This window comes from Pseudomonas putida (genome assembly GCF_001976065.1).
Taxonomy (GTDB): domain Bacteria; phylum Pseudomonadota; class Gammaproteobacteria; order Pseudomonadales; family Pseudomonadaceae; genus Aquipseudomonas; species Aquipseudomonas serbica.
The window spans coordinates 35,020-54,691 of sequence record NZ_MNAH01000016.1 but is presented as its reverse complement, the minus strand read 5'-3'; the positions used below and the strand labels follow the sequence as shown (position 1 = coordinate 54,691).

General features: G+C 60.8%; 18 protein-coding genes. 11 read left to right on the top strand and 7 right to left on the bottom strand.

Going from position 1 to position 19,672, the window contains the following annotated elements; genetic code table 11:
* Nucleotides 1-27: 27 nt before the first annotated feature.
* The 4 genes from BKX96_RS31725 to antA are packed head-to-tail and all read right to left on the bottom strand — an operon-like array spanning nucleotide 28 to nucleotide 4,395.
* Nucleotides 28-1,431 carry an amino acid permease gene (locus tag BKX96_RS31725; protein WP_046820669.1) on the bottom strand — a complete coding sequence of 468 codons (1,404 nt, stop codon included), beginning with the start codon at nucleotides 1,429-1,431 and terminating at the stop codon, nucleotides 28-30.
* Between the two features lie 43 nt (nucleotides 1,432-1,474).
* Nucleotides 1,475-2,494: an anthranilate 1,2-dioxygenase electron transfer component AntC gene (antC, locus tag BKX96_RS31720; protein ID WP_077186382.1), complete on the bottom strand. Its 1,020-nt coding sequence runs from the start codon at nucleotides 2,492-2,494 to the stop codon at nucleotides 1,475-1,477.
* A gap of 18 nt (nucleotides 2,495-2,512) precedes the next feature.
* Entirely contained in the window at nucleotides 2,513-3,004 is a 492-nt protein-coding gene (gene antB / locus BKX96_RS31715) for an anthranilate 1,2-dioxygenase small subunit (protein ID WP_077186381.1), read from the bottom strand.
* Nucleotides 3,004-4,395 carry an anthranilate 1,2-dioxygenase large subunit gene (antA, locus tag BKX96_RS31710; RefSeq protein ID WP_046820666.1) on the bottom strand — a complete coding sequence of 464 codons (1,392 nt, stop codon included), beginning with the start codon at nucleotides 4,393-4,395 and terminating at the stop codon, nucleotides 3,004-3,006. Before antA ends, antB begins: the two co-directional genes overlap by 1 nt.
* A gap of 366 nt (nucleotides 4,396-4,761) precedes the next feature.
* Between antA and BKX96_RS31705 the strand changes: the two genes are divergently transcribed.
* Nucleotides 4,762-5,775, top strand: a complete 1,014-nt coding sequence (locus BKX96_RS31705) for an AraC family transcriptional regulator (protein WP_082240526.1) — start codon at nucleotides 4,762-4,764, stop codon at nucleotides 5,773-5,775.
* Between the two features lie 120 nt (nucleotides 5,776-5,895).
* Here the strand turns inward: BKX96_RS31705 and BKX96_RS31700 are convergent, their stop codons facing one another.
* Entirely contained in the window at nucleotides 5,896-6,369 is a 474-nt protein-coding gene (locus BKX96_RS31700) for an Lrp/AsnC family transcriptional regulator (protein WP_046820664.1), read from the bottom strand.
* A gap of 174 nt (nucleotides 6,370-6,543) precedes the next feature.
* Here BKX96_RS31700 and kynU point away from each other — a divergent pair, with 174 nt between their 5' ends.
* From kynU to BKX96_RS31685, 3 genes are all read left to right on the top strand, one after another.
* Nucleotides 6,544-7,794: a kynureninase gene (kynU, locus tag BKX96_RS31695; protein ID WP_046820663.1), complete on the top strand. Its 1,251-nt coding sequence runs from the start codon at nucleotides 6,544-6,546 to the stop codon at nucleotides 7,792-7,794.
* A gap of 102 nt (nucleotides 7,795-7,896) precedes the next feature.
* Nucleotides 7,897-9,210 carry an OprD family porin gene (locus BKX96_RS31690; protein WP_077186380.1) on the top strand — a complete coding sequence of 438 codons (1,314 nt, stop codon included), beginning with the start codon at nucleotides 7,897-7,899 and terminating at the stop codon, nucleotides 9,208-9,210.
* Between the two features lie 88 nt (nucleotides 9,211-9,298).
* The gene (locus BKX96_RS31685; protein ID WP_046820661.1) at nucleotides 9,299-10,756 is read left to right on the top strand and encodes an amino acid permease; all 1,458 of its coding nucleotides are present in this window, start codon (nucleotides 9,299-9,301) and stop codon (nucleotides 10,754-10,756) included.
* On the opposite strand, the gene BKX96_RS31680 is transcribed toward BKX96_RS31685, so the two are convergent.
* Nucleotides 10,679-11,563, bottom strand: coding sequence for a LysR family transcriptional regulator (locus BKX96_RS31680; protein ID WP_077186379.1), 885 nt, complete (start codon nucleotides 11,561-11,563; stop codon nucleotides 10,679-10,681). The genes BKX96_RS31685 and BKX96_RS31680 overlap by 78 nt on opposite strands.
* 216 nt (nucleotides 11,564-11,779) lie before the next feature.
* Between BKX96_RS31680 and BKX96_RS31675 the strand changes: the two genes are divergently transcribed.
* Nucleotides 11,780-12,544, top strand: a complete 765-nt coding sequence (locus tag BKX96_RS31675; RefSeq protein WP_077186378.1) for a sulfite exporter TauE/SafE family protein — start codon at nucleotides 11,780-11,782, stop codon at nucleotides 12,542-12,544.
* Here BKX96_RS31675 and BKX96_RS31670 read toward each other — a convergent pair.
* Nucleotides 12,534-12,848: a putative quinol monooxygenase gene (locus BKX96_RS31670; RefSeq protein WP_046820658.1), complete on the bottom strand. Its 315-nt coding sequence runs from the start codon at nucleotides 12,846-12,848 to the stop codon at nucleotides 12,534-12,536. The two genes, BKX96_RS31675 and BKX96_RS31670, sit on opposite strands and share 11 nt — an antisense overlap.
* Nucleotides 12,849-13,012: 164 nt before the next feature.
* On the opposite strand from BKX96_RS31670, the gene mdaB reads away from it, so the two are divergent.
* The 6 genes from mdaB to BKX96_RS31640 all read left to right on the top strand — a co-directional run bounded on the left by mdaB (nucleotide 13,013) and on the right by BKX96_RS31640 (nucleotide 19,672).
* A complete protein-coding gene (gene mdaB / locus BKX96_RS31665) occupies nucleotides 13,013-13,603 on the top strand; it encodes an NADPH:quinone oxidoreductase MdaB (protein WP_046820657.1) in 591 nt (196 codons plus the stop codon).
* 58 nt (nucleotides 13,604-13,661) lie between these two features.
* Complete coding sequence (locus BKX96_RS31660) at nucleotides 13,662-14,573, top strand: LysR family transcriptional regulator (RefSeq protein WP_046820656.1); 912 nt, start codon at nucleotides 13,662-13,664, stop codon at nucleotides 14,571-14,573.
* A 103-nt stretch (nucleotides 14,574-14,676) separates the two neighbouring features.
* Nucleotides 14,677-15,570, top strand: a complete 894-nt coding sequence (locus tag BKX96_RS31655) for an NAD-dependent epimerase/dehydratase family protein (RefSeq protein ID WP_077186377.1) — start codon at nucleotides 14,677-14,679, stop codon at nucleotides 15,568-15,570.
* A 198-nt stretch (nucleotides 15,571-15,768) separates the two neighbouring features.
* Nucleotides 15,769-17,214 (top strand): SulP family inorganic anion transporter, encoded by a 1,446-nt coding sequence (locus tag BKX96_RS31650; RefSeq protein WP_077186376.1) that lies wholly within the window; start codon nucleotides 15,769-15,771, stop codon nucleotides 17,212-17,214.
* 232 nt (nucleotides 17,215-17,446) lie between these two features.
* On the top strand, nucleotides 17,447-18,796 hold the full coding sequence (locus tag BKX96_RS31645) for a GntP family permease (RefSeq protein WP_077186375.1): 1,350 nt from the start codon (nucleotides 17,447-17,449) through the stop codon (nucleotides 18,794-18,796).
* A gap of 15 nt (nucleotides 18,797-18,811) precedes the next feature.
* Nucleotides 18,812-19,672 carry a MurR/RpiR family transcriptional regulator gene (locus BKX96_RS31640; protein ID WP_077186374.1) on the top strand — a complete coding sequence of 287 codons (861 nt, stop codon included), beginning with the start codon at nucleotides 18,812-18,814 and terminating at the stop codon, nucleotides 19,670-19,672.

Genomic DNA, 19,672 nt, shown 5'->3' with positions numbered 1-19,672 from the left:
TACCGGGGCTTTTTGTTGCGCGCTGGATTATTGAGCGACTGGCAAGCGGCGATCGCGCGCCACGCGCACCCGGTAGAACAGGTAGATGATCGCCACCCATACCGGGATGGCGATGACCGACGCGCGTATGCCCGGAATCATCCACATCACGCAGATGATCATGGCCATGAACGCCAGGCACAGGTAGTTGCTGAAAGGAAACCAGAACGACTTGAAGCCCGGCACGATGCCTTGCTGGCCCATGATTTTGCGAAACTTCAGGTGGGTCAGGCTGATCAGTGTCCAGTTGATCATCAACGAAGCGACCACCAGTGCGAACAGCAACTCCAGCGCTTCATGGGGCGCCAGGTAGTTGACCAGCACCGACAGCATGGTGATCAGCGCCGAGATGCCCAGCGCCCGCAGGGGCACGCCCTGTTTGTTCAGTTTCATCAGCGACTTCGGTGCGTCGCCCTGTTCGGCCAGGCCGTAGAGCATGCGGCTGTTGCAGTAGACGCCGCTGTTGTAGACCGAGAGCGCCGCGGTGAGCACCACGAAGTTGAGGATGTGCGCGGCGGTGTCGCTGCCGATCAACGAGAAGATCTGCACGAACGGGCTGCCACTGTAGGCATCGCCGGACGCGCCGAGGGTCTGCAGCAGTTGATCCCAGGGGTACAGCGACAGCAGCACGGTGAGGGCGCCGACGTAGAAGATCAACACGCGATAAACCACCTGGTTGATCGCCTTGGGAATCACCTTGCGCGGCTCGCTGGCTTCAGCGGCCGTGATGCCGACCAGTTCCAGGCCGCCGAAGGAGAACATGATGAACGCCATCGACATCAGCAAGCCGGTGGTGCCGTTGGGGAAGAAGCCGCCGTGGCTCCACAGGTTGCTGACCGACGCCTGCGGGCCGCCGGTGCCGCTGAACAGCATGTAGCAGCCCAGGACGATCATGCCGATGATTGCCACGACCTTGATGATCGCAAACCAGAATTCCATCTCGCCGAAGACTTTGACGTTCATCGTGTTGATCAGGTTGACCAGGACGAAGAACACCGCGGCGCTGACCCAGGTCGGAATCTCCGGCCACCAGAACTGCACGTACTTGCCCACGGCCGTCAACTCGGCCATGCCCACCAGCACGTAAAGCACCCAGTAATTCCAGCCGGACAGGAAGCCGGCATAACCGCTCCAGTACTTGTGGGCGAAGTGACTGAAGGAACCTGCCACCGGCTCCTCGACAATCATCTCGCCCAACTGGCGCATGATCAGGAAGGCGATGAACCCGGCAATCGCATAACCGAGGATCATCGACGGCCCGGCCGACTTGAGCACGCCTGCGGAGCCCAGGAACAGCCCCGTACCAATAGCCCCGCCCAAGGCGATGAGTTGAATATGTCTATTCTTCAACCCCCGCTTGAGCGTTCCCTGTTGCAAGATTTCATCCGCCATCTCGATCCCTTCTGGTTATTGTTGTCAGGCCTGATTTGAAAGATCAGATATTACTCTCGGTAAACTTTTCGTAATACAGGTGAACACTGTCCAGCGCCTGGGCCTGCAACCAGTCCTTGATCGACTCGACCATCGGCGGCGGGCCGCAGACGTACATGTCGACCGGCGCGTCGCGCAGTTCACTGATGTCGAAATGCTCGGCAATGTAGCCGCGCTTGCCCGTCCACTGGGGCGAAGGGTCGCTGACCACTTCGGTGTAGCGAAACCCTGGAAGACGTTCGGCATAGGCCTCGATTCGTGCGCGTTCACACAGATCGGCAGCGTCGCGCACGCCGTAGTACAGATGCACCGGCTGCGCGCAACCGCGTTCGGCGAGATCGTCGAGCATGCCCAGCAGTGCCGACAGCCCGGTACCGCCCGCTACCAGGATCAGCGGTTTGGCCACATGCCGCAGATAGAAGGCGCCCAGCGGTGCCTCCAGCATGATGTCGTCGCCCACCTGGCAGCGATCACGGATGTAGTTGCTCATGACGCCGTCGGGCAACAGGCGAATCAGGAATTGCAGTTGATTGCGTTCACTCGGCCGATTGGCAAACGAGTAGGAACGCTTGCTTTCGGTCCCGGGAATCGACAACCGCGCGTATTGCCCCGGCAGAAAATCCAGTGGGGGCGACGTGCCAAGATCCAGGTGCAGGATCGCAGTGCTGGCTGAAACCTGCCTGACTTCAGTTACCGTCGCGCTCAGTTGTGCCGGACCCGCGGCGTTGCACAGGCTGGAGGCGAAGTCGAAATAGAACGCCGCGTCGGACTTCACCCGCGTCTGGCAGGTGAGCATCTTGCGCTGCTGCAGGTCCAGGCTGGAAAGCGCTTCCTCGTCAACGTAATCCTGGCTGTAGTCGCCCGACTCACAGCGCCCCTGACAGGTGCCGCAAACGCCTTCGCGGCAATCCAGGGGAATATTGATGCCGTTGCGCAGGGCGGCGTCGAGGAGGATTTCGTTGGGTTGTACGGGAAAGAACAGGGTTTTGCCGTCGGCAAAGCTGAACGCTACTTTGTGATTCATGCCTCGGTCTCCAGGGGCTCAGAGGTGGTAGAAGTCGAGTACCGAGTTGATGGTGTCGTTGAGCAGCAGCACATGCTTGCGGCTGATCAGCCAGCTGTCGGCGTGAGGCTTGAGCCGGTAGGTCGCGCGGCCATAGAACTGCTCGGACGTGGCCAGGCGATAGAACAGCGTGTGCCAGTTCAGGCGCACCTCCAGTTCAGCGTTTTCGAGTTCGTCGATCCGCACGTTGTTGATCAGGTGCAAGGTGCGCGGCATTGGCGTCGAGGACGCGGACTTGCCCGTGCGCAGGCGGAACACGCGATCTTCCAGGCCTGAACGGTTGGGGTAGTAGATCAGCGACATCTCGCGCTTGGGGTCGCGGGTGTAGACGTGTTCCGAATCCCATTGCGGCAGGTGGAATTCACTCTGCTCGTCGAACAGCTGGACGTAGGCGTCCCAGTCCTGGGCGTCGCACAGTTCGGATTTGCGGTAGAAAAACTGTTCGATCTGGTACTGCAAGTGCGCATTCATCATTGCACCTCACGGAGTTTCAGGGATTTCGCGTCCAGGCCATCGAGCAGGAATTTCTGCCAGTTGCTGTGCTGGTTGACGTAGAGCCCTTCGTGGGTGAACTCGGTGCCGGTCATGGCCGGGGCAATGCCGATCGCCTCGCTGTTGGGCGTGGCGCCGGTGGCCCAGCGATGACTGCCACGGGAAATGTCGCTCCAGCGCTCCAGGCGTGCCTGGAAGCCGCGCTGGGCTTCACGGAATTCCACCAGGTCGTCCGGTGTGCCCAGGCCCGAGACGTTGAAGAAATCCTCGAACTGGCGAATGCGGTTTTCGCGGTCAGCGTCCGACTCGTTTTTCACCCCGATGCACTGGCTGATGATCTCGGTCTTGTTCCAGGCCACCGGGCGGATGATGCGCAGTTGTGAGCTGATCTGGTCGAGGAAAAACAGGCTCGGGTAGATGTTCAGGTTACGCAGGCGATGCATCATCCATTCGGCCTTTTCCTGGCCGTGTTCTTCGACCAGGCGCGGCATGATGGTGGCGTAGCCCGAGCGTACCGTCGGGTTCGGCATGTCACTGAACAACACGCTGTGACCGTTGTTGAAGGCGAACCAGCCATCATCGGTATTGGCATCGCCCGCCCCGAGCTTGCTGTAGTCCAGGGTGCTGCCACTGCCGGTGCCGTTCTCGCTGTTGACCTGCTGGCGATGCTGCACCGTGGCCACGTAGTTATAGTGGACGGTGCTGACGTGATAGCCGTCGAGGCCGTTTTCGTTCTGCAGTTTCCAGTTGCCGTCGTAGGTGTAGGCCGACTTGCCGGGCAGCACTTCCAGCTCACCGGTGGGCGACTGGGCGACCATCATGTCGAAGAACACCTTGGCGTCGCCGAGGAAGTCTTCCAGGCTATTGTCGGCATGCACATCGAGGCTGATGAACACGAATCCCTTGTAGCTCTCGATGCGGGCTTTCTTCAGGCCACGGGTGGCCTTGTCGAAGCCTTCGGGATACTCGCCAGGCGCCTTGACCTTCACCAGGCGCCCGTCGCTCTTGTAGCACCAGGCGTGGAACGGGCAGGTGAACGTCGACTGGTTGCCCTTGCCGACGCGGGTCAGGGTGGTGCCGCGATGCTGGCAAGCGTTGATCAAGGCGTTGAGCTGACCATCGCCGTCGCGGGTAATGATCATCGGCTGGCGGCCGGCACGCATCGTGACGAAGTCGTGGTTATTGGCCAGCTCGCTTTCATGGCAGGCGTAGATCCAGTTCTTCTCGAAGATCAGTTCCATCTCCAGATCGAACAACTGCGGCTCGGTGAAAATGTCCCGGGCGATGCGGAACACGCCTTCTACCGGACGGAAGTCCAGGCAACCCTGGATAAACGTTTTCCACTGCTCGACGTTTTTTTCGCCACTCATGGGTGTGCACCTGTTTTTTATTGGGGCTAATCGGTGTGCGCATTAGAGGGAGTGGGGTGGGCAGGGGTCTATCCGGTTTGTGGGCGAAGGCAGTCCATAAAATTTGTGGGGTAACACTTGGCTGGGCAGTGACTACCCAAACCGCGCACCAAACGATGAACGGCTGCCCCTGTTTGCAGCAATCAGGTACTGTCTTGCGCAACGTCGAGTGCCTGTTGGAGAGCGTTCACCGGCTGCGTTATCCGCATAGTCGAGGATTGCTATCCACTTAGTTGGCGCCGGCGTTCAATGGCTTGGAACTTGCCTTTTCCACGCCTGAGACGCGCCGTCAGAGCGCGCTGGAAAATAGCCCGTGGGTGCACCGTGATGAACAGCAAAACCGATCCGCAGTGTCGCGACATTCGTGTCGACAGCGATGATCTTGAGGCCGCGAGAAACTGGATGTCCGGTATTTGCGGGCCGCATCGACTCGTGACCACGACGCCCGAGCGAATCCGCTTCCATCACAGCGCCAACATGTTCAAGTCGATGGCCACGACCCTGGGCACCATCGAGTACGGCACCGATGTCACCATTGATATCGAAGATCCCGAACACTTCAGCAGTTACAGCCTGAGCCTGCCCCTGGTGGGCGAGCAGGAACTGAGCAAGAACGGCAGCGTGGTGAAATCCGACCGCGACCAGGGGGTGATCATTTCCCCGAATGAAAACCAGCTGCTGGCGATTTCCGGCGATTGCCGCAAAGTCCAGGTGGTAATCACCCGCGTTGCCATGAGCGAGTCCCTGCAAGGCTTGCTGCAAAGACCGCTGGACGAGCCGCTGCGCTTCGAACCGATGATGGATGCGGTCGACGGCGCGTCGGCGTCTTGGTGGCGCATGGCGCGCTATTTCATCGCCGAGCTGGAACGCAGCAGCGAACTCTACGAGCAGGTCGCCTTCACCCGGGACATTGAAAGTTCTTTGATCAAAGGCTTGATCCTCGCTCAGCCGAACAACTATTCGGAAGAGCTGCGCGAAGTGCTGGGCGTGAAGTTGCCGCACTACCTGATCCGGGCGCGGCAATACATTCACGACAATGCTCGCGAGGCCCTGCATCTGGAGGACATTGAACTCGCCGCCGGGGTTTCGCGCTTCAAGCTGTTCGAGGCGTTCAAGAAGTACTTCGCGTTGTCACCGATGGTCTACCTGAAGAAATACCGATTGAACGGCGTACGCCAGGAGATCCTTGAGCACGGTTCGGCGCGCAATATTTCCGCGATCGCCATGGGCTGGGGATTCAGCCACCTGGGGCGTTTTTCCGCCGAGTACCGCAAGCTGTTCGACGAATCCCCGAGCATGACCTTGCAGCGCAATGAAGCCCGGCGCATGCGCAGCTTCTGAGCGAACCCTGTGGGAGCGGGCTTGCTCGCGAATGCGGTGGTCCAGTGAACATTGATGTCAACTGACACTCCCTCTTCGCGAGCAAGCCCGCTCCCACAGGTTTAGCCGTGCGTTGCTCCCTTACTTGCGCACCACCAGGTCCAGCAACGCTTCGCGCTCCTTGATTTTCTGCAGGACGATTTCCGAGCGGATGTCGGTCACGCCCGCCGTGCGGTTCAAGTGGTTGACGATGAAATCGGAGAAGTGCTTGAGGTTGCGCGCCTGCACCCGCAGCACATAGTTGCTCGCGCCGGTGATCACGTACGCGGTGACCACTTCCGGCCACGACTGGACCTTCTTGATAAAGGTCTCGTGCCAGTCCTCGACGTCCTGTCGCAATGACACATGGACGATGGCCTCCAGTTCGATTCCCAGCCGCTCGGCATTCAGCACGGCGCGGTAGCCGGAAATGACTCCCTCGCTTTCCAGCAGACGCAAGCGGCGTAGACAGGCCGACGGCGACAGGGCGACTTTCTCCGCCAGTTCCTGGTTGCTGATACGGCCATCCTGCTGCAGTTGATGGAGGATTCGCAGGTCTGTCGAGTCGAGATTCATGGTTGAAATAAATCCGTGCTAATGGGCATTGAATTCGAATTTTCTGCGAGATAAGTACTATACGGCTGCTCACTTTGCACGAAAATTCTCCAATGCTTCGTTCATTATCTCTCCACAGAAAAGGCCCGAAAACGCCTGAGCAAACGCTACGACCTTCAAAGAACAGGACGCCCGATGACAACAAGAAACGATTGCCTGGCGCTTGATGCCCAGGACACTCTCGCGCCGCTACGCCAGCAATTTGCGCTACCCGACGGTGTGATTTATCTCGATGGCAATTCGCTGGGCGCGCGCCCGGTCGCGGCATTGGCGCGTGCTCAGGAGGTGATCGCCCAAGAGTGGGGCAATGGCCTGATCCGTAGCTGGAACACTGCCGGTTGGCGTGAGCTTTCCGAGCGTCTGGGAAATCGCCTGGCCGGGCTGATCGGCGCCCGTGACGGTGAAGTGGTGGTGACCGACACGACGTCGATCAACCTGTTCAAGGTGCTCAGTGCCGCGCTGCGTGTGCAAGCCACCAGGTCGCCAACCCGACGGGTGATTGTCACCGAAAGCAGTAACTTCCCCACGGACCTGTACATCGCCGAAGGCCTGGCCGACATGCTGCAGCAGGGTTACAGCCTGCGCCTGGTCGACAGCCCTGAAGAGCTGCCGCAAGCGATCGATCAGGACACGGCAGTGGTGATGCTCACCCACGTCAACTACAAGACGGGCTACATGCACGACATGCAAGCCTTGACCGCACTGGCTCACGAGTGTGGCGCGCTGGCCATCTGGGACCTGGCGCATTCCGCCGGCGCGGTGCCGGTGGACCTGCATCAGGCGGGCGCCGACTACGCCATCGGCTGCACCTACAAGTACCTCAATGGCGGTCCGGGTTCGCAGGCGTTTGTCTGGGTCAATCCACAGTTGTGCGACCTGGTGGCGCAGCCGCTGTCGGGTTGGTTCGGCCACTCGCGGCAGTTCGCCATGGAGTCGCGCTACGAGCCGAGCAGCGGCATTGCGCGCTACTTGTGTGGCACCCAGCCGATCACTTCCTTGGCGATGGTCGAGTGCGGGCTGGACGTTTTTGCCCAGACCGACATGGCCTCCCTGCGCCACAAATCCCTGGCCCTGACGGACCTGTTCATCGAACTGGTCGAGCAGCGCTGCGCCGCTCATGAGTTGACCCTGGTCACACCGCGTGAACATGCCAAGCGTGGCAGCCATGTCAGCTTCGAACACCCTGAAGGTTATGCGGTGATCCAGGCCTTGATCGCCCGGGGCGTGATCGGCGATTACCGCGAGCCGCGGATCATGCGCTTCGGCTTTACCCCGCTGTACACGACCTTCACCGAGGTCTGGGATGCGGTGCAGATCCTTGGCGAGATTCTCGATCAGAAAACCTGGGCGCAAGCGCAATTCCAGGTCCGCCACAGCGTCACCTGATACCGCCGATGTTCACCCTTGTTGCCGGGTTTCCCGGCAGCAGGGTTTCGGTCGTCCTCGATTAACAGTTCTGTGCAATCACAATAATAAGGAGCACGCAGAATGAGACTGTTCACCTGGCCCGCGTTGCCGCTCGCCATCAGCAGTTGCCTAGGACAAATGGCGTATGCCGCCACCGACAATGGATTCGTCGAAGACAGTAGCCTGACCCTGACCAACCGTAACTTCTACTTCTACCGCAACAACCTCAACAACCCGGGTGGTCAGAATTACCGGGATGAATGGGCCCACGGGATCATGCTCGATTACCGCTCCGGCTACACCCAGGGCACGGTGGGGTTCGGGGTCGATGCCTACGCGCAACTGGGCATCAAGCTCGACAGTGGCAAGGGACGCACGGGCACAGGCTTGCTGCCGGTGGATGGAGAGGGTCGTCCCGAGGATGAGTACTCCGAAGCGGGCGGCGCGGTGAAGGCGCGGATATCCCGCACCGAACTCAAGTACGGCAACCTGACGCCGCTCAACCCGGTGTTCGGCACCGGCAATGCGCGACTGTTCACCAGCGTGGCCACCGGCTTTCAGCTGACCAGCAATGAGCTCAAGGCCCTGCAACTGGACATCGGTCATTTCACTGCCGGCAACGACAGCAATTCGACCAATGCCGATGGCGCACTGAAAGCGCTGTACGCTGGCGTGGAAACACGCAGCGTCGATTATCTGGGCGGCAGTTACGCCCTGAGCGATCAACTGAGCGTCAGCCTGTACGGTTCGCAGTTCACCGATATCTGGCGGCAGTACTACGCCAACACCAACTACACCGTTGCCCTGGGTGAAGGCCAGTCGCTGAACCTGGATTTCAACATTTACCGCACTAACGACGATGGTCAGAGCCTGGCCGGCAAGATCGACAACACCACCTGGTCGCTGGCCAGCGCCTACAAGTTCGGTGCCCATCGATTGACCCTGGCGTATCAACAGGTCGATGGCAATGAGCCGTTCGATTACCTGGGTTTCGACCAGCAGCCGGGCACTTCGATTTTCCTCGCCAACTCGGTCCAGGTGCTCGACTTCAACGCCCCCAACGAACGCTCATGGCAACTGCGTTATGACCTGGACATGGCGGCCTTCGGCGTGCCGGGCCTGAGCTTCATGTCGCGTTACGTCAGTGGTGACCATATCGACGACAGCCATTACGACGGTGGTCCCAATAGCGCCTATGGACGCTACGGCGACGATGGCAAGCGCTGGGAGCGCGACATCGAAGCGCGCTACGTCGTGCAGTCGGGCAAGGCCAGGGACCTGTCGGTGCGGGTGCGCCAGGCCAGTGTGCGCTCGACCGCACAAGTGGCGCAGGCCGATACCACGGACAACAACGAAGTGCGCGTCATCATCGAGTATCCACTGAGTATTCTCTGATCCGTGTCCTGCTGTGCGTGGCTGATCCCCACCGGGTAAAAACCAAGACGTGCTCTTCAAGAAAGACAATATTCAGAGGACATAAAAAATGACCGATAACACCGGTTTTGAAACGATATCCAACCGCGAACAGGGCCTGCGGCGGCAGCTGACGTCCGGGCAGATGAGCATGATCGCCATTGGCGGTGCGATCGGCACCGGGCTGTTCATGGGCAGTGCCTACGCGATCGGCTATGCCGGACCGAGCGTGCTGCTCAGCTACGCCATCGGCGCGATCATCACGCTGTTGTTGATGGGCTGCCTGGCGGAAATGACCGTGGCCCATTCGACCTCCGGTTCGTTTGGTGCCTATGCCGAATTCTATGTCAGCCCGCTGGCCGGATTCCTCGTGCGCTACGCCTATTGGGCGGCGATCGTGCTGGCGGTTGGCACGGAGGTAACGGCGGTGGCGATGTACATGAAGTACTGGTTTGCCAACGTGCCGGAGTGGGTGTGGATCGTCTCGTTCTCCAGTGTGCTGATCGTGCTCAACGCGATCAGCGTGAAGACATTCGGTACCTTCGAGTACTGGTTCTCGACCATCAAGATCGGCGCGATTGTCGGTTTCATCATCCTCGCGGTGTACGTGGTGTTCGGTTCCGGCAACCCGGAATACGGCGTGCACAACTACACCGCCCACGGCGGTTTTTTCCCCAATGGCCTGCAGGGCATGTGGGTCGCGGTCATCGTGTCGATCTTCAGTTACCTGAGCGTGGAGATGATCGCGGTGGCCGCCGGTGAGGCGCAGGACCCGGAGCAAGCGGTGAAGAAAGCCTTTCGCGCGACCATCGTGCGGCTGGTGGTGTTCTACCTGCTGACCCTCGCCTTGATGCTGGCAATCGTGCCGTGGGTCCAGGCTGGTCATGCCCAGAGTCCGTTCGTCACGGTCATGCAAGCCATCGGCATTCCCGGCGCCACCGGGGTGATGAATTTCGTGATCCTGATCGCCGCGCTGTCGGCGATGAACAGCCAGTTGTACATCACCACGCGCATGATGTTCAGCCTGTCCCGTGGCGGTTACGCACCCAAGTCCATGGGCAAGCTGAGCAAGACCGGGATTCCGCTCAATGCCCTGTTGTTGTCGAGTTCGGGCATTGCCCTGGCGACGTTGCTCAACATCCTGTACCCGGAAAGTTCGTTCACCCTGATGATGGCGATCTCGATGTTCGGCGCCATCTTCACCTGGTTCATGATCTTCCTGACCCACTACTGTTTCCGTCGTTATCACCAGCGCCACGGCGAGCGAAAACTGTCGTTTCGCATGCGCCTGTTCCCCTTCAGCACGCTGTTGGGACTGGTGTTGATGGGGGCGGTGATGATCACCACCTACTTCACCGAGGCCTTCAAGATGACCCTGGTGTTCGGCGTGCCGTTCCTGTTGCTGCTGACGGTGGTCTACGGCCTGTTTTTCAGGAAGCCCAAACCGGCCTCACTCAGTGCGCAAGGCCTTGAGCAGCGCTCTGGCATAACCGGGCAGGCCAGCGAACGAGCGGGCGCACAGCAGTAGTTTTCGCTGTGCCCAATCCTCCTTCAACGCGTAACTGTTGAGCGGCTGATCCAGTTCCCGTCGCTGGATCGCCGCCAGCGGCACGATTGCCAGCCCGGCGCCGCGAGCGACCATGCGAATCACCCCGTCGAAGCCTTCCGCACGGATGCGGATCTGCATACGCATACCCGCGTGCAACGCCTGTTCTTCGAGGTACACCGCGAGTGCGCTGTTGGCGGCCAGTCCCACGTAATCGTGCTGCAACGTATCGCTGAAACCTGGCGGTTCGCCCTCGGCCAGGGGATGCCCGGGCGGCATGATCAACACCAGCGGATCGTCACGAAAGGGCAGGGTTTCAAGGGAGTGGGTGTCCACCGCGTCGGAGACGATACCCAGGTCGGCTGCGCCCTGGCGCAAGGCGTGGGTGATGCGCGTGCTGGGCAGTTCCTGCAGGTCGATGTCGAGGTTGGGGTGCTCGCGCAGGAAGTCGGCGAGCAACTCCGGCAGGTATTCGGTGATCGCCGTGGTGTTGCACAACAACCGCACCTGGCCTTTGACGCCCTTGGCATAGTCGGCCAGGTCCTGCTGCATGCGTTCGGCCTGTTGCAGCAGGACGCGGGCGTGTTGGGCGAGGGCCTTGCCGGCAGGCGTCGGCGTGACGCCGCGACGGCCGCGTTGCAGGAAATCTGTGCCCAGTGACGTTTCCATCGCGCGGATTCGTGCACTCGCGGCCGCCAGGGACAGATGGCTGCGCGCGGCGCCGGCGGTGATGTTGCCGCTGTCGAGGATGTTCAGGTAGAGGCGCAGGTCGGTCATGTCGAAGTGCATCGTCAGCCCATTTACAAGTGTCGTCTGGGAGGGGCCCTTCGCGGGCAAGCCCGCTCATACAGTGGATCTGTGTCGTTCACATAACCATTGTAGGAGCGGGCTTGCCCGCGAAGGCGTCATTAGCCACAACAAATATGCCAGCCTCTGGATAAACAAGAGGCTCCCTCAGTATATGGCAGATTTTCAACCGTCCCAATCCGGGCTCACCATAGCCCCATGAATACCTTCGTCTCGTTCTATCAGAACCTCGGCCTGGCCCTGTCGCTGCTGGTCATCGCCACCTTCCTGCTGGCCGGCGTGATCAAGGGTGTGATCGGCCTCGGCCTGCCAACCATCGCCATGGGCCTGCTCGGCCTGGCTATTGCACCGTCACAGGCTGCCGCGTTGTTGATCATTCCCGCGACCCTGACCAACGTCTGGCAACTGGCCTTTGGCGGGCATTTGCAGGGGTTGATCAAGCGGCTGTGGCCAATGCTGCTGGCGATTTTCATCGGCACTGGTGCGGGTACGCTGTGGATCGGCATGGTCGGTGGGCACTGGGTAGTGCGCGGCTTGGGCGCAGCGTTGTTGATCTACGCGCTGAGCGGTTTGGTCCTGCCGACCTTGCGTGTAGGTGCTGGCAATGAGCGCTGGTTAGGTCCGCTGTGCGGCGTGCTGACGGGGGTGATTACCTCGGCCACGGGAGTGTTCGTGATTCCGGCGGTGCCGTACCTGCAGGCGCTGGGCTTGAGCAAGGATGAGCTGGTGCAGGCGTTGGGCCTGTCATTCACCGTCTCGACCCTGGCCCTGGCCGCGGGACTGCTCTGGCGCGGCGCCCTCGGTGGCGGCGAATTGAGTGCGTCGCTGTTGGCGCTGATCCCGGCGGTGCTCGGCATGTGGCTGGGGCAGTGGTTGCGCCAGCGGATCAGCGCCCAGTTGTTCAAGCGCGTGTTCTTCATTGGCCTGGGTTTGCTCGGCGGCCATCTGTTGATCAACGGCTAGCGGGCGACGGGCTGATCATTTCGATGGCACGAATCTCGAAATCCCGCTCCAGGTATTCATCGCGCTGCTCGAGGAACTGCTTCATGTGCGGCAGGTTCGAGTGCACGTCAAGATGCTCCTGGGACTGCCAGATCTCATAGAAGATAAACAGGGTCGGGTCCTGCTTGTCGCGCAGCATGTGGTATTCGATGCAGCCGGGTTCGGCGCGACTTGCTTCTACATAGCCGCTGAAAAACGCTTCGAAGGCGTCGGATTTTTCCGGGCGGGTCTTGGCGTGCAGGATGAAGCCTTGCATTTCACTCATCAGAAAACGCTCCTCAGGTCAGAATTGGCCACAGTCTAAGGCAACAATCACTTGCCGATTCGTGCGTGTAGGTCAAATGAATTTTGCGAAAAGTGCGCTTACTCCGCGCGAGGCGGATCGTTAATCTGCCGCCATTCATTTCCTGACCCTTGCCGAGACCTTCCATGAAAAAAGTCCTGTTGCTCAACGGCGGCAAAAAATTCGCTCACTCCGATGGCCGCTACAACACCACCTTGCATGAAGCCGCGCTGAGCGTGCTGGATCGCGGCGGAGTGGATGTCAGAACCACCTTCATCGACGAGGGTTACGACGTCGCTGAAGAAGTTGCCAAATTCCTCTGGGCCGATGTGATCATTTACCAGATGCCCGGCTGGTGGATGGGCGCGCCCTGGACCGTGAAGAAGTACATCGACGAGGTCTTCACCGAAGGTCATGGCAGTCTCTACGCCAGTGACGGCCGCACCCGTTCCGACGCCTCGCAGAAATACGGCAGTGGCGGTCTGGTTCACGGCAAGCAGTACATGCTGTCGCTGACCTGGAACGCGCCGCAGCAAGCCTTCGACGACCCGACTGACTTCTTCGAAGCCAAGGGCGTGGACGCGGTGTACTTCCCGTTCCACAAGGCCAACGAATTCCTCGGCATGACCGCTTTGCCGACTTTCCTCTGTGTGGACGTGATGAAACGCCCGGACATCGAGGCCGATGTGGCGCGTTATGAGCAGCATTTGGCCGAGGTGTTTGGCCTGAAGGCTTGAGGTTCCTTTTGCCCCGCTTCCGGCTACTATCAAGCCTGTTTTTGCATGAGGGGCAACCGTGAAAGCCAGATCCGATGAGTTGCAGATTTTCGTCTGCGTGATCGAGTGTGGGTCGATTTCCGCGGCGGCCGAGCAGGTCGGGCAGACGCCGTCGGCGGTCAGCCGTACGCTGTCGCGGCTGGAGGCCAAGCTCGATACCACGCTGATCAACCGCACCACGCGCCGCATGGACCTGACCGAGGAAGGCAAGTATTTCTTCGAACACGCCAAGCTGATCCTCGATCAGATGGATCAACTCGAGGAGCGCTTGTCCTCACGCCAGCAAACGCCGTCCGGGCGTTTGCGCATCAACGCCGCGTCACCGTTCATGCTGCACGCCATCGTGCCCTACATCGATGAGTTCCGCAGGCTCTATCCCGACATCCAGCTCGAACTCAACAGCAACGACCTGATCATCGACCTGCTCGAGCAAAGCACCGACATCGCCATCCGCATCGGCACCCTGGCCGACTCGACCCTGCACGCCCGCTCGCTGGGGTGCAGCCCGCTGCACATCGTCGCCAGCCCGGCGTATCTGGAAAAACACGGCACACCGACCGCCGTGGCCGACCTGGCCAAACATACCCTGCTGGGATTCACCCAGAACGAGGGCCTCAACCAATGGCCGCTGCGCTACGTGCACGGCGATCGCTGGCCGATCCAGGCGTCGCTCAGCGCCTCCAGCGGCGAAACCATCCGCCACCTGGCGCTGGAAGGCCAGGGCATCGCCAGCCTGTCGCACTACATGACCATCGACGACATTCGTGCCGGACGGTTGAAGGTGTTGCTGGCCGAGTTCAACAGCGGCTATCGCCAGCCGATCAACGCGGTGTATTACCGCAACTCGCAGCTGGCCTTGCGCATTCAGTGTTTCCTCGACTTCATCCAGAGCAAACTGGCGGTGTACGCTTCCACGGATTTCAGCGGCTGATTCGTGATTCCTGCGCAAGAGTGAATTGGGTCAGCGGGGATTTTTCGCCAGTGATCGCTGCTTGATACTCGTTGCATCACTTATCAACGCAGGGAGTTTCTCCATGAACGTATTCGTTACCGGTGCTGCCGGTTTTATCGGCGGCTCCATCGCCACTGGCCTGATCAAGGCCGGTCACAAGGTTACCGGCCTGGTGCGCAATGCCGAACAGGCGGATGAACTGAAAGCACTGGGCATCACACCCGTAATCGGCACGCTGGATGACAGCGCACTGTTAGCCGAACAGGCCAAAGCGGCCGACGCCGTGATCAACGCCGCCAGCAGCGACCATCGCGGCGCTGTCGAAGCCTTGCTCGATGCCCTGCGCGGCACCAACAAGGTGTTCCTGCACACCAGCGGTTCGAGCATCGTCGGCGATGCCTCGGGCGGCAAGTCCAGCGACGTTATCTACCGTGAAGACAACCTGCCGGAACCCACCGTGGACAAGGCTGCACGCGTGGCCATCGACACTCTCATTCTCGCCGCGGCCAAGGATGGCGTGAACTCGGCCGTCATCTGCAACACGCTGATCTATGGCCACAGCCTGGGCGTCAATCGCGACAGCGTGCAGCTGCCGCGCTTGCTGAAGCAGGCACGCAAAAGCGGTGTGGTCCGGCATGTCGGCACCGGGCAGAACATCTGGTCCAACGTGCACATCGAAGACGTGGTGGCCCTGTACCTGCTGGCGCTGAGCAAAAACGTCCCAGGCACGTTCTACTTCGTCGAAAGCGGCGAAGCGTCGTTCATCGACATGACCACGGCGATGGCCGAGGCGTTGAACCTGGGCAAGCCGCAAGACTGGCCTTTGAAGGATGCCGAAGCCGAGTGGGGCTATGAAATGGCCAACTATGGCCTGGGCTCCAACAGCCGGGTGCGCGGCACGCGTGCGCGGGAGATATTGGGCTGGGTGCCGAAGCGTACGTCGGTATTGGAGTGGATTCGTCACGAGATGGTGTGAGTTCGCTTTAGACCGAGTTGCTGCCTTCGCGAGCAAGCCCGCTCCCACATTAGACCGCGTCCGTCTGGACAATGCGGTCAACTGTGGGAGCGAGCCTGCTCGCGAAGGCATTTCTGAAGTCGCTTAAACTGGCCGCAATGCCCTCGATTCCGTAACATCCGCACACTCATTCTTGCTACTCCCTGCATGCGGTCCCCCATGAAACCAAAACATCTACGCGCCGATGCCCTGGCCGGGCTCACGACGTCTTTCGCCCTGTTACCCGAATGCATTGCCTTCGCGCTGGTGGCTCATCTCAATCCGCTGATGGGGCTGTATGGTGCGTTCATCATTTGCACCCTGACCGCGCTGTTCGGTGGCCGGCCGGGCATGGTGTCAGGTGCAGCCGGGTCGATGGCGGTGGTGATCGTCGCGCTGGTGGTGCAGCACGGTGTGCAGTACCTGCTGGCGACGGTGCTGCTGGGCGGGTTGATCATGGCGGCGTTCGGCCTGCTGCGCCTGGGCAAGCTGGTGCGCATGGTGCCGCACCCGGTGATGCTGGGGTTCGTCAACGGCCTGGCAATCGTCATTGCCCTGGCGCAGCTTGAGCACTTCAAGAGTGGTGAGACCTGGCTGAGCGGTACGCCGTTGTACTACATGATCGGGTTGGTGGCGGTGACGATGGCGGTTGTCTATGTGCTGCCGCGTCTGACCCGCGCGATACCGCCGGCGTTGGTGGCGATCTTGGGAGTGGGGTTGGCTGTGCACTTCCTCGGCCTGCCAACCCGGACCTTGGGCGACATGGCACACATCGCTGGCGGCTTGCCGACATTTGACTTGCCAGACATTCCCTGGAACCTGGAAACCCTAGGCATCATTGCGCCCTACGCGTTCTTGATGGCGATGGTCGGCCTGCTGGAAACCCTGTTGACCCTCAACCTCACCGACGAATTCACCGAGAGCCGCGGTTACCCCGATCGCGAGTGCGTGGCGCTGGGCGCGGCCAACGTGGTGTCCGGTATGTTTGGTGGCATGGGCGGTTGCGCAATGATCGGCCAGACGGTGATCAACCTGAGCTCCGGGGGGCGCGGGCGGCTGTCCGGTGTGGTGGCCGGGGTGTCGATCCTGCTGTTCATCCTGTTCCTGTCGCCGTTGATCGAACGTATTCCGTTGGCGGCGTTGGTGGGGGTGATGTTCGTGGTCTCGCAGCAGACTTTCGCCTGGGCTTCGCTGCGGGTGCTGAACAAGGTGCCGTTGAATGATGTACTGGTGATTATCGCGGTGACGGTGATCACGGTGTTCACCGACCTGGCCATGGCGGTATTGTGCGGCATCATCATCGCGGCGCTCAATTTCGCCTGGCAGCAGGCTCGGCAGCTGTACGCCGACAGTCATCTGGAAACCGACGGCAGCAAGCTTTACCGCGTGCACGGCACGCTGTTCTTCGCCTCGACGACCCCTTTCCTCAACCAATTCGACCCGGCCAACGACCCGGCGCATGTGACCCTCGATTGTCATCACCTGAGCTTCGTCGACTACTCGGCTATTGCCGCGCTGGACACCCTGCGCGAGCGTTACAGCAAGGCCGGCAAACACCTGCGGGTGCTGGGCCTGTCCGAGCGCTGCAAGAAACTGCTCAAGCGCGCCCGGGTGCAACACGACTGAGATCCGCCTGCCTGATCGTGATCGTTCCCACGCAGAGCGTGGGAACGATCAGTGCTCGGTGAGGTAATGAAAATCTACCTGCCTGATTTTCATTAATCGCGACACGACATATCCCTTAGCGACATCCCTTACCTCTGCACGAAAATTACTTTCACCTCGTTTGAAAATCGCGCCTCGAAATGTTTTAAGAGTTTCACAAAACTTTCGACGTGACCCTCTCGAGGAGTACCGCATGACCCCGTCCTTCGGCTATTGGCTGCTGGTGTATGCCGCTGTCGCCATCATCGCGCTGATCGTGCTGATCGCCCGTTATCGGCTCAATCCGTTCATTGTCATCACGCTGATTTCCATCGGCCTGGCGTTGGTGGCGGGCATGCCGCCGTCCGGCGTGGTCGGGGCCTATGAGGCGGGTGTCGGCAAGACTCTTGGGCATATCGCGCTGGTGGTGGCGCTGGGCACCATGCTCGGCAAGATGATGGCCGAGTCCGGTGGCGCCGAGCAGGTAGCCCGCACCTTGATCGACCGCTTCGGCGAAAGGAACGCGCATTGGGCGATGGTCTGCATCGCCTTCCTGGTGGGGCTGCCGTTGTTCTTCGAGGTCGGTTTCGTGTTGCTGGTGCCGATTGCGTTCACCGTGGCGCGGCGGGTCGGCGTGTCGATCCTGATGGTCGGCCTGCCGATGGTGGCCGGTCTTTCGGTGGTGCATGCGCTGGTACCGCCGCACCCGGCGGCGATGCTGGCGGTGCAGGTGTACCAGGCGTCGGTGGGGCAGACCTTGCTCTATGCGATTGCGATCGGCATTCCGACCGCGATCATCGCCGGTCCCCTGTACGCCAAATTCATCGTGCCGCGTATCCAGCTGCCGGCGGAAAACCCGCTGGAGCGGCAGTTCCTCGAACGCGAACCGCGCGACAGCCTGCCGAGTTTCGGCCTGACCATGGCGACCATCCTGTTGCCGGTTGTGCTGATGCTGATCGGCGGCTGGGCCAACCTGATTTCCGCCCCGGGCAGCGGCCTCAACCAGTTCCTGTTGTTCATCGGCAACTCGGTCATCGCGCTGCTGCTGGCGACCTTGCTGAGCTTCTGGACCCTCGGCCTGGCCCAGGGTTTCAATCGCGAGTCCATCCTCAAGTTCACCAACGAATGCCTGGCGCCCACCGCCAGCATCACTTTGCTGGTGGGCGCCGGCGGCGGCCTCAACCGGATCCTCGTGGACGCCGGTGTCACCGACCAGATCGTCGGCCTGGCCCACGAATTTCACCTGTCGCCGTTGCTGATGGGCTGGTTGTTCGCCGCATTGATGCGCATCGCAACCGGTTCCGCCACCGTGGCCATGACCACCGCCTCGGGCGTGGTCGCGCCCGTCGCCGTCGCCATGGGTTATCCGCATCCGGAGTTGCTGGTGCTGGCGACGGGGGCAGGCTCGGTGATTTTTTCCCACGTCAACGACGGCGGCTTCTGGCTGATCAAGGAATACTTCAATATGACGGTAACCCAGACCTTCAAGACCTGGACGGTGCTGGAGACCCTGATCTCGCTCGTCGCCTTCGGCCTGACCGTGGGCCTTTCCTACCTGATTTAGCCGGAGCCGCCTGCCATGGACATCCTCTACCAGATCCGCGCCCGCCAGGATTCCTTCAGCGCCGGCGAAGGGCGCATCGCGCGCCTGATGCTCGACGATGTGGGGTTCGCCGCTTCCGCCAGCCTCGATGAGCTGGCGCTGCGCGCAGAAGTCAGCACCGCCACGCTCTCGCGTTTCGCCCGTACGGTCGGCTGCAAGGATTTGCGCGACCTGCGTTTGCAATTGGCCCAGGCCAGCGGCGTCGGCAGCCGTTTTCTCGACCCGGCAGGCACGCCGGAGCAGTCGGCGTTCTACGGGCAGATTGTCGGCGACATTGAGTCGACCCTGCGCCAGCACCTGTCGGCCTTCGACGAATCGCGATTCGCCGATGCGGTGAAACTGCTGGGCAGGGCGCGGATGATCCACGCTTTCGGCATGGGCGGCTGCTCGACCTTGTGCAGCGATGAGTTGCAAGTGCGCCTGGTGCGCCTGGGCTACCCGATCGCGGTCTGTCACGACGCGGTGATGATGCGGATCACGGCGGCCAGTCTCAGCGTCGATCAGGTAGTGATCGTTTGTTCACTGACGGGCATCACCCCCGAGCTGCTGGAAACCGTGGAACTGGCCCGCAACTACGGGGCGCCCATCCTGGCCATTACCCGAGCCGATTCGCCGCTCGCGCAATTGGCCGACATCGTGTTGCCGCTGCAAAGCGCCGAGACCTCGTTCATCTACAAACCGACCGCGGCGCGCTACGGCATGTTGCTCGCCATCGATGTGCTTGCCACCGAGCTGGCACTGGCCAATCCTCAAGACAATCAAGAGCGCCTGCGGCGGATCAAACTCGCCCTGGACGATTACCGCGGCGGCGACGATCACCTGCCGCTGGGAGACTGA

Bases quoted from the DNA above. Each gene is read 5' to 3' on its own strand.
- BKX96_RS31725 (WP_046820669.1), bottom strand. From the start codon at position 1,431: ATGGCGGATGAAATCTTGCAACAGGGAACGCTCAAGCGGGGGTTGAAG.
- antC (WP_077186382.1), bottom strand. From the start codon at position 2,494: ATGAATCACAAAGTAGCGTTCAGCTTTGCCGACGGCAAAACCCTGTTC.
- antB (WP_077186381.1), bottom strand. From the start codon at position 3,004: ATGAATGCGCACTTGCAGTACCAGATCGAACAGTTTTTCTACCGCAAA.
- antA (WP_046820666.1), bottom strand. From the start codon at position 4,395: ATGAGTGGCGAAAAAAACGTCGAGCAGTGGAAAACGTTTATCCAGGGT.
- BKX96_RS31705 (WP_082240526.1), top strand. From the start codon at position 4,762: ATGAACAGCAAAACCGATCCGCAGTGTCGCGACATTCGTGTCGACAGC.
- BKX96_RS31700 (WP_046820664.1), bottom strand. From the start codon at position 6,369: ATGAATCTCGACTCGACAGACCTGCGAATCCTCCATCAACTGCAGCAG.
- kynU (WP_046820663.1), top strand. From the start codon at position 6,544: ATGACAACAAGAAACGATTGCCTGGCGCTTGATGCCCAGGACACTCTC.
- BKX96_RS31690 (WP_077186380.1), top strand. From the start codon at position 7,897: ATGAGACTGTTCACCTGGCCCGCGTTGCCGCTCGCCATCAGCAGTTGC.
- BKX96_RS31685 (WP_046820661.1), top strand. From the start codon at position 9,299: ATGACCGATAACACCGGTTTTGAAACGATATCCAACCGCGAACAGGGC.
- BKX96_RS31680 (WP_077186379.1), bottom strand. From the start codon at position 11,563: ATGCACTTCGACATGACCGACCTGCGCCTCTACCTGAACATCCTCGAC.
- BKX96_RS31675 (WP_077186378.1), top strand. From the start codon at position 11,780: ATGAATACCTTCGTCTCGTTCTATCAGAACCTCGGCCTGGCCCTGTCG.
- BKX96_RS31670 (WP_046820658.1), bottom strand. From the start codon at position 12,848: ATGAGTGAAATGCAAGGCTTCATCCTGCACGCCAAGACCCGCCCGGAA.
- mdaB (WP_046820657.1), top strand. From the start codon at position 13,013: ATGAAAAAAGTCCTGTTGCTCAACGGCGGCAAAAAATTCGCTCACTCC.
- BKX96_RS31655 (WP_077186377.1), top strand. From the start codon at position 14,677: ATGAACGTATTCGTTACCGGTGCTGCCGGTTTTATCGGCGGCTCCATC.
- BKX96_RS31650 (WP_077186376.1), top strand. From the start codon at position 15,769: ATGAAACCAAAACATCTACGCGCCGATGCCCTGGCCGGGCTCACGACG.
- BKX96_RS31645 (WP_077186375.1), top strand. From the start codon at position 17,447: ATGACCCCGTCCTTCGGCTATTGGCTGCTGGTGTATGCCGCTGTCGCC.
- BKX96_RS31640 (WP_077186374.1), top strand. From the start codon at position 18,812: ATGGACATCCTCTACCAGATCCGCGCCCGCCAGGATTCCTTCAGCGCC.